The sequence below is a fragment of the Plantibacter cousiniae (nom. nud.) genome, assembly GCF_977070315.1.
Genome location: NZ_CDRVEU010000006.1, coordinates 228,796 through 244,437, shown reverse-complemented (window position 1 = coordinate 244,437; position 15,642 = coordinate 228,796). Strand labels below are relative to the sequence as shown.

Genomic DNA, 15,642 nt, shown 5'->3' with positions numbered 1-15,642 from the left:
AAACAGTCCTCGTAAAAGATTTCAAGCTTGAAAGGGGAGAGCGTTACTCTGCCGTGCGAGCGGCTTTTTCCGCGTGGCCGGACAAGCCGAATCGGCGGTCCAGTTCATCGAGCACGGCCTGCGGGTGCTGACCCAGCGCGGCGAGCATCACCATGCTGTGGAACCACAGGTCAGCGGTTTCATAAATCACGTCACTGCAATCACCGCTGACCGCAGCGTCCTTGGCAGCGATGATGGTCTCGATCGACTCTTCGCCGAGCTTTTCCAGAATCTTGTTCAGGCCCTTGTGATACAGGCTTGCGACATAGGAGCTGTCGGCAGCGGCGTCCTTGCGTGATTCCAGCACTTCGGCCAGACGGGACAACGTATCAGTCATGTTCAATGGCCTGCCTGGTAAATAGCATCAGGATCTTTCAGAACCGGGTCTACGGTCTTCCAGCCTGAATTTTCATACACTCGGTAGAAGCAACTTTCGCGGCCGGTATGGCAAGCGATGCCACCGATCTGCTCGACCATCAGGATAATGACGTCGGCGTCACAGTCCAGGCGCAGTTCATGCAGCTTTTGCACATGACCCGATTCTTCACCTTTGCGCCAGAGTTTGCCACGCGAACGCGACCAATAGATGGCACGGTTCTCGGACGCCGTCAGGCTCAGGGCCTCGCGGTTCATCCAGGCCATCATCAATACCCGGCCGGTCTTGTGATCCTGAGCAATTGCAGGCACCAGACCGTCGCTGTTCCAGTGAATCTCGTCCAGCCAGTCTTTCATATCTACTCCGGCAGCCGGCGTTCATGCCCGGCGGATTGAACAGTGTGCCAGCGCCATCCGCTGCTGGCTATCGGCGAACGATCAGATACAGCCCGGCGATGAGCATGATCGCCGCCGGCCACGCGGTGAGCGTCAGCAACTGGGTAGCGGCCTCGCTCATCACCCAGCCCTGTATCGCGCCGCCGACCAGCAATGCCGCGCCGATCAGCCGCAGGACCGGCTCGTCCTTGCGATCGTGCCACGGGCGCGGCGGATCCGAGGCGTGCGGGCGGGACATGCGCTCCAGCAGGTCACGGGTCATGCCCGCGATGTGCGGCAGTTGCTCGACCTGTGATTGCAGATTGCCCAGCATGGTCTTCGGGCTGACCCGTTCACGCATCCAGCGCTCCAGATAAGGCTGCGCGGTGCTCCACAGGTCCAGATCAGGGTACAACTGACGACCCAAGCCTTCGATGTTGAGCAGGGTCTTTTGCAGCAGAACCAGTTGCGGCTGGACTTCCATATTGAAGCGGCGCGCGGTCTGGAACAGGCGCATCAGCACCTGGCCGAAGGAAATATCCTTGAGCGGCTTCTCGAAAATCGGCTCGCAGACCGTGCGGATGGCCGCTTCGAATTCATTGAGCTTGGTCTCTGCCGGCACCCAGCCCGAATCGATGTGCAGTTGCGCAACGCGACGATAATCTCGTTTGAAAAAGGCAAACAGGTTACGCGCCAGATAATCCTGATCTTCCGGGGTCAGACTGCCGACGATACCGCAGTCGATGGCAATGTACTTCGGCGCCCACGGGTTGACCGTGCTGACGAAAATGTTGCCAGGGTGCATGTCGGCGTGGAAGAAACTGTCGCGAAATATCTGCGTGAAGAAAATCTCCACACCGCGCTCGGCGAGCAGTTTCATGTCGGTGCGCTGATCGGCCAGCGCGGCCAGATCGGTTACCTGAAGCCCGTAGATACGCTCCATGACCAGTACTTTCGGGCGGCACCAGTCCCAGTAGACTTGTGGCACGTAAAGCAGGTCGGAGCCTTCGAAGTTGCGTCGCAACTGGCTGGCGTTGGCCGCTTCACGCAGCAGGTCGAGTTCGTCGTAGATGGTCTTTTCATAATCCATCACCACCTGCACCGGGTGCAGCAGGCGGGCATCGGCGGAGACGCGCTCGGCGGTGCGGGCGAGAATGAACAGCCACGCCAGATCCTGGCCGATGATCGGCTTGAGGCCGGGGCGTACCACCTTGACCACGACTTCTTCGCCGGTCTTCAGGCAGGCGGCATGCACCTGAGCGACCGAAGCGGATGCCAAAGGCTTCTCGTCAAAGCGGCTGAACACGTCACAGATGCGCGCGCCGAGCTGTTCTTCGATCAGCTTGATCGCCAGTTGCTGATCGAACGGCGGCACGCGGTCCTGCAGCAGCATCAGTTCGTCGGCGATGTCCTCGGGCAACAGGTCGCGCCGGGTGGACAGCAATTGTCCGAACTTGATGAAAATAGGCCCCAGGTCCTGCAGCGCCAGACGAAAGCGTACGCCCCGGCTCAGCTCGGATTTGCGCCGTGGCAGCCAGCGCCAGGGCAGCACGAAACGCAGCGCGAGCATCCACCACGGCAGGGGCAGGGCGAACAACAGGTCATCGAGGCGATAGCGGATAACGACACGTTGAATGCGAAACAGACGGCGGACGGCAAGCAGCTTCATGCGTTATCGCTGGTATTGAGGGAGTGGGCAAGGCGGGCAAAGCGCGCCTCGAGGCGTTCCAGATCGAGCTTGATCTGGTCGAGTTCGGCGAATCGTGCTTCGGCTTCGTGTTTGCCCACCAGCGTGCGCGATTCTTCGCTGAGGTAGTCGGCAACGTTCTGGCTGAGGCTGTTGAAGCTTTCCCGCGTCCAGCGCCCACTGTTGCGCAGGTGGCTGCTGAACAACTGGCTGGCCACCGGGCCGATCCAGTTGGACAGTTCGTGTTCCCAGTCCAGCTCCAGGTCCTGAAGAATGCCGACCAGTTCCAGCAGCGCGCCGCTGTCACCGTCGAGTTCTACATCCGGGCCGTGCAACACAGCGGTTTTGTCTTTGCTCAGGGCCAGCCGCACCAGGCTGGAAGCCGGCGCGCGCAGGGTGCAGTCAGCCTCGGCAGCCCAGTCAGCGGCGAGCAGCAAGCCTTCGTCGCTGGGCAGGATGAACAGCTTCAGGGACGGATCGCGACAGTCCACCGCAATGACACGTCCGGACAGACGCGCCATGCGTGGCAGCGCGGTGCTGTCCAGGCGCAGCACCCGATTGATGCCGTGCTCGATGCTGGCGAGCAGCCCCCGGAGCAACATCAGGGTTTGATACCGCGATGCAGGGCCACGACGCCGGCAGTCATGTTGTGATAGGTCACGCGGTCAAAACCGGCTTCTACCATCATCGACTTGAGGGTTTCCTGGTTGGGGTGCATGCGGATCGATTCGGCCAGATAACGGTAGCTTTCCGAGTCATTGGTGACCAGCTTGCCCATCAATGGCATGAACGCGAACGAGTAGGCGTCGTAGGCCTTGGACATCAGCTTGTTGGTCGGCTTGGAAAACTCCAGTACCAGCAGACGACCACCCGGCTTGAGAACGCGCAGCATGGAACGCAGGGCGTCTTCCTTGTGCGTCACGTTGCGCAGGCCGAACGCGATGGTCACGCAGTCGAAATGGTTGTCCGGAAATGGCAGCTTTTCGGCGTCTGCCTGGACGAACTCGACGTTGCCCGACACACCCAGGTCCAGCAGGCGGTCACGGCCGACCTTGAGCATGGAGGCGTTGATATCAGCCAGTACCACCTGGCCGGTCGGACCGACCAGGTTGGAGAATTTGCGGGTCAGGTCGCCCGTACCGCCAGCAATATCCAGCACGCGGTTGCCGGTGCGGACGCCGGACAGCTCGATTGCGAAACGCTTCCACAGGCGATGCATGCCGCCGGACAGCAGGTCGTTCATCAGGTCGTACTTGGCCGCTACCGAATGGAAAACCTCAGCGACTTTTTCTGCCTTCTGGCTTTCCGGTACATTTTTGTAACCGAAGTGAGTCGTAGGTTCGGCATCGCTGCCTTTGCGCTGATCGTTCATATCGCTTCACCGGAATAGAGTGCGGGTCATTCTAATCGCCAAGGCCGGCTTTGTCTTGACAAGGCTCACCTGCAACGCTTTCTTGGATGCGGGCGGGTGTATATAGTTGCGCCGCATTTCATATGACGATCAAGGAAGCCTCCGATGGCCAAGATAACCGTTGAACGCCCGCACGCCCTGGGCCTTGAGAAGGCTCGCGAAAAGGCCGAGCAACTGGTCGAGAAGCTGTCCACCCGATACGGACTGGCTCACGAATGGGCTGGCGATACCGTAAAACTGGAGGGCAAGGGAGCCAAGGGTGAGGTCGAGGTCGAAGAGGCTTTGATCCGCGTCAACATCGAGCTGAACTTCATCCTGTCGGCCATGAGCGGTTCGATCAAGACTGAAGTCGAGCGCGTTCTGGACAAGGCGCTCGCTGCCTGAGCGTTGTACGCAGCCCATTTTTTTCTTCGCCGCCGTATGCCCATGCGCTCTTTTGTGAGCGCAAATCGACAGAATCGAGCGTGCTTTCGACCTTAGAGTCGCAAAGGCCTTGAACCGGGTCGGTATCCCGTCTAAACATGATGTAGACACGCTCTTTGCCTGGCTCGATGAGCTGACGGCATTGCTCGAGCGTGTCGGGCCGATAAAAGCTCGAACGCTGCGTGCCGAAACGACTCGGGTGTTCCAAGTCTGGACGATAAGGAGAACAGGATGGCTGGCAAGAAAAAAACCGACAAAGATGGCAGCTCCTGGATGGGCGAGGTTGAGAAGTACTCTCGTCAGATCTGGCTGGCTGGTTTGGGCGCGTATTCCAAGATCAGCAATGATGGCAGCAAGCTTTTCGAGACCCTGGTCAAGGACGGCGAAAAAGCCGAGAAGCTGACCAAGGCCGAAGCGCAGAAGCAGCTCGATGACGTCAAGAGCACCAGCAAGTCGGCCAAGTCCCGTGTGGACGACGTGAAAGACCTTGCGGTTGGCAAGTGGAACGAGCTGGAAGAGGCTTTCGACAAGCGTCTGAATGGCGCGATTTCACGCTTGGGTGTGCCGAGTCGCACTGAGGTGCAGGCGCTGCACAGCAAGGTCGACCAGCTGAGCCGACAGATCGAACTATTAGTGGGCGCGAAAGCCAAACCGGCTGCCTCGCGCACTGTGGCGGCCAAACCGGCAGCGGCGAAGAGCGCGGCAAAACCGTTGGTCAAGGCTGCTGCCAAACCTGTCGCCAAAGTGGCGGACAAGTCAGCCAACAAAACCGTAGCAGCCAAGCCTGCCGTCAAGAAAGCAGCGGCCAAGCCCGTCGAGGCTGCCAAAAAGCCTGCCGCAGCGAAAAAACCAGCGGCAAGAAAGCCGGCCGCCAAACCTGCGGCCAAGCCTTCTACGCCGGCTGCATCGGAAAAACCCGCTATTCAGTCCTGATACCCGGCTGCAACAAAGAAGACCAGACGTAGAGCGTCCAGAACGGCATACCCACGCGGAGCATGGGCACGATGGGGCTCTTACGGACACCTATCGTTCCTAGCGCTCCAGCATCGGCACGATGCTGTTCATGCGGACACCTGTAAGGCGGGGTCAGAGCATCAGTTTGATGACGTGTTCGGAAGGGTCGCGGGATTTGCCGGCTTTCTCAAGCTCCTGCAAGTAGTCTTCCCACAGCGAAGCCTGGCGTGTGGCCAGTTCGTACAGGTATTCCCAGGTAAACAGGCCGCTGTCATGGCCGTCATCGAAGGTGAGCTTAAGCGCATATTGCCCGGCAGGCTCGACCTTGGTCAGGCCGACTCCCAGTTTGCCGAATTGCAGGATCGGCCGGCCGTGGCCCTGAACTTCCGCAGAAGGGGAATGCACCCGCAGAAATTCTGCGGGCAAATGGTATTCCTCATCCGGCGCGTATTTCAGCGTCAGGGTCTTGGAGGCCTTGTGCAACTGGATGGCAGTGGGCAGAGCGGGCATGGCTGCAGTCTCGGGTTTTAAGCGTCGGGCAGAAGCAAAAAGCTGCAAGAGTGAACAACCTCTTGCAGCCTGAAATGCCAACCGCGTGTGGCTTAGAGAATATAACGCGACAGGTCTTCGTTTTCTGCCAGATCACCCAGGTGACTATTGACGTATTCCGCGTCGATCTCGATCGGCGCTGCGTCAGGGTTGATGGCCAGGTCACCGGCGCTGAACGAGACTTCCTCAAGCAGGCGCTCAAGCAGCGTATGCAGGCGGCGGGCACCGATGTTCTCGGTCTTCTCGTTGACCTGCCAGGCAATCTCGGCCAGACGCTTGATGCCTTCAGGCTTGAACTCGATCTTCAGGCCTTCGGTCTTGAGCAGCTCGCGGTACTGTTCGGTCAACGACGCATGCGGCTCGCTGAGGATGCGCTCGAAGTCCTGTGGCGACAGCGCCTTGAGTTCAACGCGAATTGGCAGGCGGCCCTGCAGCTCGGGGACCAGATCGCTCGGTTTGCTCAAATGGAATGCGCCCGACGCAATAAACAGGATGTGGTCGGTCTTGACCATGCCCAGTTTGGTGTTCACGGTGCAACCTTCGATCAGCGGCAGCAGGTCGCGCTGCACGCCCTCACGGGACACGTCGACACCGCCCGAATTACCGCGCTTGGCAACCTTGTCGATTTCGTCGATGAACACGATGCCGTGCTGCTCGACCGCTTCCAGTGCCTTGGCTTTCAGCTCTTCTTCATTGACCAGACGGCCAGCTTCTTCTTCGCGTACCAGCTTGAGCGCTTCCTTGACCTTGAGCTTGCGGCTCTTGGTTTTGCCCTTGCCCATGTTGGCAAACAGGCTCTGTAACTGATTGGTCATCTCTTCCATGCCAGGCGGCGCGGAGATATCGACACCAACGGCTTCGTTGATCTCGATTTCAATTTCCTTGTCATCCAGCTGGCCTTCGCGCAGGCGCTTGCGGAACAGCTGACGGGTGTTGGAATCGCTGCTCTGCGCCGGGTCTTCGTTGAAGCCGACCCGGGCCGGTGGCAGCAGGGCGTCGAGAATGCGCTCTTCAGCGGCATCTTCGGCGCGGTGACGCACCTTGACGATTTCCTGTTCGCGCAGCAGCTTGATCGCAGCGTCGGCCAGATCACGGATGATCGACTCTACATCACGACCCACATAACCCACTTCGGTGAATTTGGTGGCTTCGACCTTGATGAACGGTGCGTTGGCGAGCTTGGCCAGACGACGGGCGATTTCGGTCTTGCCGACACCGGTCGGGCCGATCATCAGAATGTTCTTGGGGGTTACTTCGACACGCAGGTCTTCAGGCAACTGCATGCGGCGCCAGCGATTGCGCAGGGCAATGGCCACGGCGCGCTTGGCATCGTCCTGGCCGATGATATGGCGATTAAGTTCATGGACGATTTCGCGGGGAGTCATTGACATGGTTATTCACGGTCCTCTGTTGCGGGCAAGTCGGTGGGGCCACAGGGTGTGCGGCCCGGCAGCGGCTTAGCCAGCGAGGTCCTGCTCCTCAATGGTGATGTTGTGGTTGGTGAACACGCAGATGTCGCCGGCGATATGCAGGGAAGTCTCGGCAATTTCGCGGGCCGACAGGTCGGTCTTGAGCAGCAGGGCGCGTGCTGCGGCCTGAGCGAATGCGCCGCCGGAGCCCATGGCGATCAGGCCGTCCTCGGGCTCGACCACGTCACCGTTGCCGGTGATGATCAGCGAGGCGTCCTTGTTGGCGACGGCCAGCATGGCTTCAAGACGGCTCAGTGAGCGATCGGTGCGCCAGTCCTTGGCCAGTTCGACGGCTGCACGAACCAAATGCCCCTGGTGTTTTTCCAGTTGGGCCTCGAAGCGTTCGAACAGCGTGAATGCATCGGCGGTCGCGCCAGCGAAGCCGGCGATCACTTCACCGTGATACAGGCGGCGTACCTTTTTGGCGTTGCCTTTCATGACGGTGTTGCCCAGAGAAACCTGGCCGTCGCCAGCCATGACGACTTTACCGTGGCGGCGCACTGAAACGATGGTGGTCAAGGGAGAATCTCCACACTGCGGGGCGAAAATGCCCTGATGCAAACTCATATGGGGGTGTGGGTGAGTATTTCAACCTTGAGGATGAACAGCGGGGATAACTGGCAGCTGACTGCCGGAGGCATAAATCTCCGGCAGTTGTAACGGCCTCTTCGTGAGCAAGCTCACTCCCACCTATAGCGCAGAGCGCTTTGCGCGCTCTGTTTCAGCTAGCGGCTCTGACGCTGTTGCAACAACAGGTTACTAAATCCGCCGCTTGCCAGTTGTTTCTGGGCGGTGGTCAGTTGTTCGCGGTTGCTGAACGGGCCGACCAGTACGCGGTACCAGGTTTCATCCTTCACAGTGCCTGACTCGACGGTAGACGTCTGGCCCAGCAGGATGATTTGCGCGCGAACCTTCTCGGCGTCAGCCTGTTTGCGGAACGAGCCCGCCTGCAGGAAGAACGTCGTCACCGCGGCCGGCTTGGTGGTCGCAACCGGTGGCGCTGGCGGAGGCGTCAGGCCGCTGAGGGCTGCCTGGGCGCGTGCCGTGTCGATCTTGGCTGCCTGTTCCGGCGAGACCGGTGCTGTCGGTGCCACAGGCGGCGGTGTCTTCTCCGGCACGGCTTCGTTCGGCACGATCACTTCCGATTCCGGCAGCAATGTGTAGAAGTCGTACTTCGGCTTGACCGGAGCCGTCGGGCTCGGTGGTGTTTTATTCGCCTCGGCGATCTTCGCGGCCTTGGCGTCCGCCTTGACCCGCTTGACGTCTTCGCCGCCCGGTTCAAGCTTCATCAGAAAGACCACGAATGCGCCCACGGTCAAGCCAATCGCCAGCCACAACCATCCTGGAATCGGCTTCTTCGCGGGTGCCTGATAACGGCTGGCGCCCCGCTTGGGTGCCGGTTTCTTCTTCGCAACTGCCAACTTACATACGCTCCAGAGTTTCCAGACCCAACAGGTCCAGGCCTTGCTTGAGGGTGCGGCCGGTCAGGGCAGCCAGACGCAGACGGCTTTGCTGCTGATCGGGATTTTCCGCACCAAGGATCGGGCAGTTTTCGTAAAAGCTCGAAAACAGACCCGCAAGGTCATACAGGTAAGCACAAAGTACGTGCGGTGTGCCTTTTTCTGCGACGTTGTTCAGTGTTTCGGTGAATTGCGCCAGACGTGCGGCCAGTTCCTGTTCCTGCGGCGCTGCGAGGACAATCTGGCCCTTGCTGGCGTCAAACGCGCTGCCCAGCTTGCGGAACACGCCCGCCACACGGGTGTAGGCGTACAGCAGGTAGGGCGCGGTGTTGCCCTCGAAACTGAGCATCTGATCGAAGTTGAAGCTGTAATCGCTGGCGCGGTGCTTGGACAGGTCGGCGTATTTCACCGCACTGATGCCCACGGCCTTGGCAATGCTGCGCAATTCTGCTTCAGCGACTTCCGGGTTCTTTTCCTTGACCAGGGTGTAGGCGCGCTCTTCGGCTTCATCGAGCAGGTCGATGAGTTTGACCGTGCCGCCGTCGCGGGTCTTGAACGGGCGGCCATCGGCGCCGTTCATGGTGCCAAAACCCATGTGTTCCAGCTGCATGCCGTCGTGGACGAAACCGGCGCGGCGCGCCACTTCGAACACCTGCTGGAAGTGCAGGGCCTGACGCTGGTCGACGAAATACAGCACGCGGTCGGCCTTGAGCACCTTGCTGCGATAGCGGATCGCTGCCAGGTCGGTGGTGGCGTAGAGATAACCGCCACCGGCCTTCTGCACGATGACCGGCAACGGCGTGTCATCGGCGGTGCGGAATTCTTCGAGGAACACGCATTGTGCGCCATTGCTCTCGACCAGCAGACCTGTGGCTTTCAGGTCGTTGACCACATTGGCCAGGTCATCGTTATAGGCGCTTTCGCCCATCACGTCGGCCGGGGTCAGCTTGACGTTAAGGCGCTCGTAGGTCTCCTGGCAGTGCGACAGCGAGATGTCCTTGAAGCGCGTCCACAGCGCCAGGCACTCGGCATCGCCGGCCTGCAGCTTGACCACCAGACCACGAGCACGCTCGGCGAACTCTTCGGACTCGTCAAAGCGCTGCTTGGCGGCGCGGTAGAAGTTTTCCAGGTCGGACAGCTCGTCGCTGGTCGCTGGCTTTTCCTGCAGATAGGCCAGCAGCATGCCGAACTGGGTGCCCCAGTCGCCCACGTGGTTCTGACGAATGACCGTGTCGCCGAGAAACGTCAGGACGTTCGCCACGCCGTCGCCAATGATGGTCGAGCGCAAATGGCCAACGTGCATTTCCTTGGCCAGATTCGGTGCCGACAGATCGACGACCACGCGCTGTGCAGCGCCCGCCTTGCGGACTGACAGGTGCGCGTCGGCCAGTGCAGCGTCGAGGCGTGCGGCCAGCGCGGCAGTGTTCTGGAAGAAGTTCAGGAAGCCCGGCCCGGCAATTTCGACCTTGCTGACCTGCTCGTCGGCCGGCAGTGCGGCGATCAGCTTTTCAGCCAGATCGCGCGGTTTCATGCCGGCAGGCTTGGCGAGCATCATCGCGATATTGCTGGCGAAGTCGCCGTGCGTCTTGTCGCGGGCGTTTTCCACCTGAATCGCCGGCGTCAGCCCTTCTGGCAAGACGCCCTCGGTGACGAGACGGGTCAGGGCTTGTTGAATCAGCTGGCGAATCGTGTCTTTCATGGTGCTCTCTTCGACCGCAAGCGCGGTGGCGCTTCGATGCGCGGGTGGAAAAACTCTGCATTATCCGTTGCTCAAGCCTGCTTGCCAACGGCGTGACTTAATAAAGATCCACAGGATCCACATCCAGCGACCATCTGACCTGCCGGCCGCTGGGCATTTGCTCCAGCGCGAGCAGCCAGGTGGCAAGCAATTTATGCAAGGGCGCACGGGCGCTGGACTGCACCAGCAACTGCGCGCGATAACGTCCGGCGCGGCGTTCCATCGGTGCCGGAACCGGGCCCAGCAGCTCAATGCCGCCCAACGCCATCCGCGCAACCAGTTGCTCCGCATCGCTGCAGGCCTGATCGAGAAACGCCTCGGCCTGTCCCGGCTTGTGCGCTTCGGCGCGCAGCAGTGCGAGGTGTGAAAACGGTGGCAGACCCGCCGAACGGCGCTCGCTCAAGGCCTGTTCGGCAAAGGCGAAATAACCCTGCTCGGTCAGCTGGATCAGCAGTGGATGGTCGGCCAGGTGGGTCTGGATGATCACCTTGCCAGGTTCTTCGGCGCGCCCGGCACGGCCTGCCACCTGCACGATCAGTTGCGCCATGCGCTCGCTGGCGCGGAAGTCGCCGGAAAACAGCCCGCCGTCGGCGTCCAGAATCGATACCAGCGTGACCCGGGGAAAGTGATGGCCCTTGGCGAGTATTTGCGTGCCGACCAGAATGCATGGCTGGCCGCGCTGGATCGTCGTGAACAGCTGGTTCATGGCGTCCTTGCGCGATGTGCTGTCGCGGTCGACACGCAGCACGGGGTAGTCCGGAAACAGAATCGCCAGGCGCTCTTCGGCGCGCTCGGTGCCCGCGCCCACCGGGCGCAAATCCACCTTGCCGCACGACGGGCACTGGCGCGGTACACGCTCGACATACCCGCAGTGATGGCAGCGCAGTTCGCCCGAGCGCTGGTGCACGGTCATGCGTGCATCGCAGCGCTGGCAGCCGGACATCCACCCGCAGTCGTGGCACAGCAAGGTGGGTGCAAAGCCGCGACGGTTGAGGAACACCAAGACCTGCTGGCCTGCCGCGAGCGTCTGACCGATGGCCTGCTGCATGGGCCCGGAGATGCCGCTGTCCAGCGGTCGGCTCTTGACGTCCAGGCGCATGAAACGCGGCTGCTGTGCGCCGCCCGCGCGCTGATTCAGGCGCAGCAGGCCGTAGCGGCCGGTGTAGGCGTTGTGCAGGCTTTCCAGGGACGGGGTGGCCGAGCCCAGGACAATCGGAATGTTTTCCTGACGCGCCCGCACCAGGGCCAGATCGCGGGCGTGATAGCGCAGACCTTCCTGCTGTTTATAGGAGCCGTCGTGTTCCTCGTCGATGATGATCAGCCCGGGGTTTTTCATCGGCGTGAACAGCGCCGAACGCGTGCCGATGATGATGTCCGCCTCGCCATCGCGAGCCGCCAGCCAGGCATCCAGCCGTTCGCGGTCGTTGACCGCCGAGTGGACCAGCGCAATGCGCGCATTGAAGCGCTGCTCGAAGCGCGCCAGTGTCTGTGGGCCGAGGTTGATTTCCGGGATCAGCACCAGCGCCTGCTTGCCCGCCTCGAGGGTCTCGCGGATCAGTTGCAGATAGACTTCGGTCTTGCCGCTGCCGGTGACGCCGGCCAGCAGGAACGCATGAAAGCTGTCGAACCCGGCGCGGATCGCTTCGTAAGCGGCGCGTTGTTCGGTGTTGAGCGGCAATTCAGGCTGGGCCAGCCAGTGTTCATGGCGTGCGCTGGGCGCATGGCTGCGGACCTCGACGTACACCAGCTCCTTGGCCAGCAACAGGTTGAGGCTGTCCTTGTTGAGCATCAGCTTGCTGAGCAGTTGATGCGCCACCCCGTGCGGGTGCTGGGCAAGGGTGGTCAGGGCCTCGCGCTGCTTGGGCGCGCGGGCGATGCGCGGATCGTCGACGCTGGCACCCGGTGCAACGTGCCAGAAGCGTTCCTGGCGGCTTTCGGCCAGTTCGCCCTGACGCAGCAACACCGGTAAGGCCCAGCTCAGCGTGTCGCCCAGGCTGTGCTGGTAATACTGCGAGGTCCACAGGCACAGTTTGAACAGCGCAGGTGGCAGCGGCGCTTCGCTGTCGAGCAGGGCGATTGCCGGCTTGAGCTTGTCGGCTGGCACTTCGCTGTGATCGACCACTTCCACCAGAATGCCGATCATTTCCCGGCGTCCGAACGGCACTCGCAGACGCATGCCCGGCTGCAAGGCGCTGCGCGACACGCCCGCTGGGGCGCGGTAGTCGAACAGGCGGCGAAGCGGCGAGGGCAGGGCAAGGCGCAGGATGGCGTCGGGCACGCGGTGTTTCCCTGTGGTGATAAGTGATGACGGAGGCGCGATCTTAGCAGACGACCGGTGTGAAGGTTCGCTTGCGTCGTTGCAATTGTCTGGTACTATCCGCAGCCTATTTCCGTGCGGTATTCAACAATAGTGTTGAGTGGCGGCGCGTTAGACCGAGGAAGTACCGATGAAAGCTGATATCCATCCAGTTTACGAAGCCATTGACGCTACCTGCAGCTGCGGCAATGTCATCAAGACCCGTTCCACCCTGGCCGCTCCTCTGAGCCTGGACGTGTGCAACGAGTGCCACCCGTTCTACACCGGCAAGCAGAAGACGCTTGACGTTGGCGGCCGTGTCGACAAGTTCAAATCCCGTTTCGGTGCGTTCGGCGCTACCAAAGCGAAGTAAGACTGGCTGCCCTATGGGCATCTCCAGACTGCTTGAAAAGGCGCTCCTTGTGGGCGTCTTTTTTATGCCCGCGATTTGGGTGTCCGGCGCGCAGGCCTTCTGCCCGGCACCTGCCTCGTTGCCGGTCGCACAGGTACAGCGTGTAGTCGACGGCGACACCTTGAAGCTGACCGATGGCCGCAGCGTGCGGATGATTGGGCTCAATACGCCTGAAACCGGCAGGAAAGGCCGGTCTGCCGAACCGTTTGCCGAGGCTGCCAAAAAGCGCTTGCAGGCGCTGGTGAATGAAAGCGGCGGCAAGGTTGGTCTGCGTATCGGTCAGCAGGGCAAGGATCATTACGGCCGCACGCTGGCCAACGTCTATGACCGTAAAGGCGCCAACCTAGAGGCGCAGTTGCTCAGCGAAGGGCTGGGCTATCTGGTGGCCGTTGCGCCCAATGTCAGGCTGGTCGCTTGCCAGCAGCGCGCGGAGCGTCAGGCACGTCAGGCGCGGCTGGGTGTATGGCGTAATTCGCCAGTGCAGTCCTCGACCCGGCTGAATAAAAGCGGGTTCGCGATTGTGTCCGGTCAGGTCAGGCGTGTGCAGCGCAACCGCGGTGGTATCTGGATCGAGTTGCAGGGCTCGCTGGTCTTGCGTGTCGCGCCTGACCACCTGAGTGCCTTCGATACGGCGATGCTCCAGCGCCTCGAAGGGCAGCAGGTCGAAGCGCGTGGCTGGGTCGTCGATCGCTCCCGACGCGGAGGCCTTGAAGCGGGGCAGTCCCGCTGGCTGCTGCCACTGACCCATCCGGCAATGCTGGACGTTTCACGTCGCTAGACGCGGCCTTCAAACCGGTGATCTGACGAGCGTGACCGAGTGTTCACGTTTCAGGTCTCTAAGCGTAAAGTCTAAGCCCGAGCCTATTGACAGCAGTGACTGGTCAGTCTTGTTAGGACTATGCATCTTGCGTATCCTCGGCGGTCCGTCTGTCCCACAGTAAAAAAAGCGGAATCCAATACATGTCAGATCTGAAAACTGCCGCGCTCGAATACCATGCCAATCCTCGTCCGGGGAAGCTGAGCGTCGAACTCACCAAGCCGACCGCAACCGCTCGTGACCTGGCTCTGGCCTACAGCCCTGGCGTTGCTGAACCCGTGCGTGAAATTGCCCGTGACCCCGAGCTGGCTTACAAGTACACCGGCAAAGGCAACCTGGTAGCAGTTATTTCCGATGGCACCGCGATTCTCGGCCTAGGCGATCTGGGTCCGTTGGCTTCCAAGCCGGTCATGGAAGGTAAAGGCGTTCTGTTCAAGCGCTTCGCCGGTATCGACGTTTTCGATATCGAAGTCGATTCCGAAAGCCCACAGGCCTTCATCGACACCGTAAAACGTATCTCCATCACCTTCGGTGGCATCAACCTGGAAGACATCAAGGCGCCTGAGTGCTTTGAAATCGAGAAAGCGCTGATCGAACAGTGCGACATCCCGGTTTTCCACGATGACCAGCACGGCACCGCTATCGTGACAGCGGCCGGCATGATCAACGCGCTGGAAATCGTCGGCAAGACCCTCGATTCGGCGAAGATCGTTTGCCTGGGCGCTGGCGCTGCGGCCATCTCCTGCATGAAGCTGCTGGTGAGCATGGGCGCGAAGATCGAAAACATCTTCATGGTCGACCGTACTGGCGTTGTCCACTCCGGCCGTACCGACCTTAACCAGTACAAGGCTGCGTTCGCTCACGCTACCGAGAAGCGCTCGCTGACTGACGCGCTGGATGGCGCTGACGTATTTGTAGGCCTGTCCGGTCCTAACCTGCTGAGCGCTGAAAACCTCAAGCTGATGGCCAAGGACCCGATCGTGTTCGCCTGCTCGAACCCTGATCCGGAAATCTCCCCGGAACTGGCTCACGCCACGCGCAGTGACGTGATCATGGCCACTGGCCGTTCGGACTACCCGAACCAGGTCAACAACGTACTGGGCTTCCCGTTCATCTTCCGCGGTGCTCTGGACGTTCGTGCCAAGCGCATCAACGAAGAAATGAAAATCGCCGCGGCCAACGCCCTGCGCGAACTGGCCAAGCTGCCTGTGCCACAGGAAGTCAGCGACGCCTACGGCGGCATCAAACTGGAATTCGGTCGTGAGTACATCATTCCGAAGCCAATGGACACCCGCCTGCTGGGCCTGATCGCCGATGCAGTGGCCAAGGCCGCTATCGAAAGCGGCGTTGCCACCCTGCCATATCCGAAGCACTACCCGCTGACCAGCGTGGATGATGTGTTCAAGGGCTGATCCCTGACCCAAAAAAAAAAACCTGCAGCGATGCAGGGTTTTTTTTATGCCTTGGATGCCCTGCTCTTGTGGGGCATTTTCAGGGATTGAACTAGCCTCTTCGCGAGCAAGCTCGCTCCCACATAGCCCCGGATCATCCTGAAAGTCCACGAATCCGTGGGAGTGAGCTTGCTCACGAAGAGGCCTGTGCAGCTGCTGAAAATCTACTGACCCACTAGTACGCCT

Annotated in this window: 16 protein-coding genes and 1 pseudogene; 6 read left to right on the top strand and 11 right to left on the bottom strand. The window is 60.7% G+C overall.

Annotation, left to right across the window (positions count from 1 at the left end):
- Positions 1-43: 43 nt before the first annotated feature.
- The 5 genes from ACW55A_RS14115 to ubiE all read right to left on the bottom strand — a co-directional run bounded on the left by ACW55A_RS14115 (position 44) and on the right by ubiE (position 3,848).
- Positions 44-376: a phosphoribosyl-ATP diphosphatase gene (locus ACW55A_RS14115; RefSeq protein WP_002551631.1), complete on the bottom strand. Its 333-nt coding sequence runs from the start codon at positions 374-376 to the stop codon at positions 44-46.
- A 2-nt stretch (positions 377-378) separates the two neighbouring features.
- Positions 379-771 (bottom strand): phosphoribosyl-AMP cyclohydrolase, encoded by a 393-nt coding sequence (gene hisI, locus ACW55A_RS14110; RefSeq protein ID WP_003432368.1) that lies wholly within the window; start codon positions 769-771, stop codon positions 379-381.
- 67 nt (positions 772-838) lie between these two features.
- On the bottom strand, positions 839-2,458 hold the full coding sequence (gene ubiB, locus ACW55A_RS14105; RefSeq protein ID WP_455808284.1) for a ubiquinone biosynthesis regulatory protein kinase UbiB: 1,620 nt from the start codon (positions 2,456-2,458) through the stop codon (positions 839-841).
- Positions 2,455-3,078, bottom strand: coding sequence for a ubiquinone biosynthesis accessory factor UbiJ (locus ACW55A_RS14100; RefSeq protein WP_003316636.1), 624 nt, complete (start codon positions 3,076-3,078; stop codon positions 2,455-2,457). The genes ubiB and ACW55A_RS14100 overlap by 4 nt, the downstream gene beginning before the upstream one ends.
- Entirely contained in the window at positions 3,078-3,848 is a 771-nt protein-coding gene (gene ubiE, locus ACW55A_RS14095) for a bifunctional demethylmenaquinone methyltransferase/2-methoxy-6-polyprenyl-1,4-benzoquinol methylase UbiE (protein WP_002551635.1), read from the bottom strand. The genes ACW55A_RS14100 and ubiE overlap by 1 nt, the downstream gene beginning before the upstream one ends.
- A 144-nt stretch (positions 3,849-3,992) precedes the next feature.
- On the opposite strand from ubiE, the gene ACW55A_RS14090 reads away from it, so the two are divergent.
- The 3 genes and pseudogenes from ACW55A_RS14090 (at position 3,993) to ACW55A_RS14080 (ending at position 5,243) form a co-directional block, all read left to right on the top strand.
- Positions 3,993-4,271: a polyhydroxyalkanoic acid system family protein gene (locus tag ACW55A_RS14090; RefSeq protein ID WP_003316638.1), complete on the top strand. Its 279-nt coding sequence runs from the start codon at positions 3,993-3,995 to the stop codon at positions 4,269-4,271.
- A 64-nt stretch (positions 4,272-4,335) separates the two neighbouring features.
- Positions 4,336-4,455 (top strand): annotated as a pseudogene (locus ACW55A_RS14085) (phasin family protein); the annotation flags it as partial.
- Positions 4,456-4,541: 86 nt separating this feature from the next.
- Positions 4,542-5,243 (top strand): phasin family protein, encoded by a 702-nt coding sequence (locus ACW55A_RS14080; protein WP_455808283.1) that lies wholly within the window; start codon positions 4,542-4,544, stop codon positions 5,241-5,243.
- A gap of 153 nt (positions 5,244-5,396) precedes the next feature.
- On the opposite strand, the gene ACW55A_RS14075 is transcribed toward ACW55A_RS14080, so the two are convergent.
- From ACW55A_RS14075 to ACW55A_RS14050, 6 genes are all read right to left on the bottom strand, one after another.
- Complete coding sequence (locus ACW55A_RS14075) at positions 5,397-5,774, bottom strand: gamma-butyrobetaine hydroxylase family protein (RefSeq protein ID WP_003316640.1); 378 nt, start codon at positions 5,772-5,774, stop codon at positions 5,397-5,399.
- 92 nt (positions 5,775-5,866) lie between these two features.
- Positions 5,867-7,204 (bottom strand): ATP-dependent protease ATPase subunit HslU, encoded by a 1,338-nt coding sequence (gene hslU, locus ACW55A_RS14070; protein ID WP_455808282.1) that lies wholly within the window; start codon positions 7,202-7,204, stop codon positions 5,867-5,869.
- Between the two features lie 66 nt (positions 7,205-7,270).
- A complete protein-coding gene (hslV, locus tag ACW55A_RS14065) occupies positions 7,271-7,801 on the bottom strand; it encodes an ATP-dependent protease subunit HslV (protein WP_003392345.1) in 531 nt (176 codons plus the stop codon).
- Between the two features lie 206 nt (positions 7,802-8,007).
- Positions 8,008-8,703: an SPOR domain-containing protein gene (locus ACW55A_RS14060; RefSeq protein WP_002551645.1), complete on the bottom strand. Its 696-nt coding sequence runs from the start codon at positions 8,701-8,703 to the stop codon at positions 8,008-8,010.
- Position 8,704: 1 nt separating this feature from the next.
- A complete protein-coding gene (gene argS / locus ACW55A_RS14055) occupies positions 8,705-10,441 on the bottom strand; it encodes an arginine--tRNA ligase (RefSeq protein WP_003432149.1) in 1,737 nt (578 codons plus the stop codon).
- Positions 10,442-10,538: 97 nt separating this feature from the next.
- Positions 10,539-12,758, bottom strand: coding sequence for a primosomal protein N' (locus ACW55A_RS14050; protein WP_498811351.1), 2,220 nt, complete (start codon positions 12,756-12,758; stop codon positions 10,539-10,541).
- A 169-nt stretch (positions 12,759-12,927) separates the two neighbouring features.
- On the opposite strand from ACW55A_RS14050, the gene rpmE reads away from it, so the two are divergent.
- The 3 genes from rpmE to ACW55A_RS14035 all read left to right on the top strand — a co-directional run bounded on the left by rpmE (position 12,928) and on the right by ACW55A_RS14035 (position 15,417).
- Positions 12,928-13,149 (top strand): 50S ribosomal protein L31, encoded by a 222-nt coding sequence (gene rpmE, locus ACW55A_RS14045; RefSeq protein ID WP_002551648.1) that lies wholly within the window; start codon positions 12,928-12,930, stop codon positions 13,147-13,149.
- Between the two features lie 64 nt (positions 13,150-13,213).
- Positions 13,214-13,966 carry a thermonuclease family protein gene (locus ACW55A_RS14040; RefSeq protein WP_498811350.1) on the top strand — a complete coding sequence of 251 codons (753 nt, stop codon included), beginning with the start codon at positions 13,214-13,216 and terminating at the stop codon, positions 13,964-13,966.
- 182 nt (positions 13,967-14,148) lie between these two features.
- Positions 14,149-15,417 (top strand): malic enzyme-like NAD(P)-binding protein, encoded by a 1,269-nt coding sequence (locus tag ACW55A_RS14035; protein ID WP_003365988.1) that lies wholly within the window; start codon positions 14,149-14,151, stop codon positions 15,415-15,417.
- Positions 15,418-15,642 lie beyond the last annotated feature (225 nt).

Coding starts and splice junctions, on each gene's coding strand:
- ACW55A_RS14115 (WP_002551631.1), bottom strand. CDS start 376: ATGACTGATACGTTGTCCCGTCTGGCCGAAGTGCTGGAATCACGCAAG.
- hisI (WP_003432368.1), bottom strand. CDS start 771: ATGAAAGACTGGCTGGACGAGATTCACTGGAACAGCGACGGTCTGGTG.
- ubiB (WP_455808284.1), bottom strand. CDS start 2,458: ATGAAGCTGCTTGCCGTCCGCCGTCTGTTTCGCATTCAACGTGTCGTT.
- ACW55A_RS14100 (WP_003316636.1), bottom strand. CDS start 3,078: ATGTTGCTCCGGGGGCTGCTCGCCAGCATCGAGCACGGCATCAATCGG.
- ubiE (WP_002551635.1), bottom strand. CDS start 3,848: ATGAACGATCAGCGCAAAGGCAGCGATGCCGAACCTACGACTCACTTC.
- ACW55A_RS14090 (WP_003316638.1), top strand. CDS start 3,993: ATGGCCAAGATAACCGTTGAACGCCCGCACGCCCTGGGCCTTGAGAAG.
- ACW55A_RS14080 (WP_455808283.1), top strand. CDS start 4,542: ATGGCTGGCAAGAAAAAAACCGACAAAGATGGCAGCTCCTGGATGGGC.
- ACW55A_RS14075 (WP_003316640.1), bottom strand. CDS start 5,774: ATGCCCGCTCTGCCCACTGCCATCCAGTTGCACAAGGCCTCCAAGACC.
- hslU (WP_455808282.1), bottom strand. CDS start 7,204: ATGTCAATGACTCCCCGCGAAATCGTCCATGAACTTAATCGCCATATC.
- argS (WP_003432149.1), bottom strand. CDS start 10,441: ATGAAAGACACGATTCGCCAGCTGATTCAACAAGCCCTGACCCGTCTC.
- rpmE (WP_002551648.1), top strand. CDS start 12,928: ATGAAAGCTGATATCCATCCAGTTTACGAAGCCATTGACGCTACCTGC.
- ACW55A_RS14040 (WP_498811350.1), top strand. CDS start 13,214: ATGCCCGCGATTTGGGTGTCCGGCGCGCAGGCCTTCTGCCCGGCACCT.
- ACW55A_RS14035 (WP_003365988.1), top strand. CDS start 14,149: ATGTCAGATCTGAAAACTGCCGCGCTCGAATACCATGCCAATCCTCGT.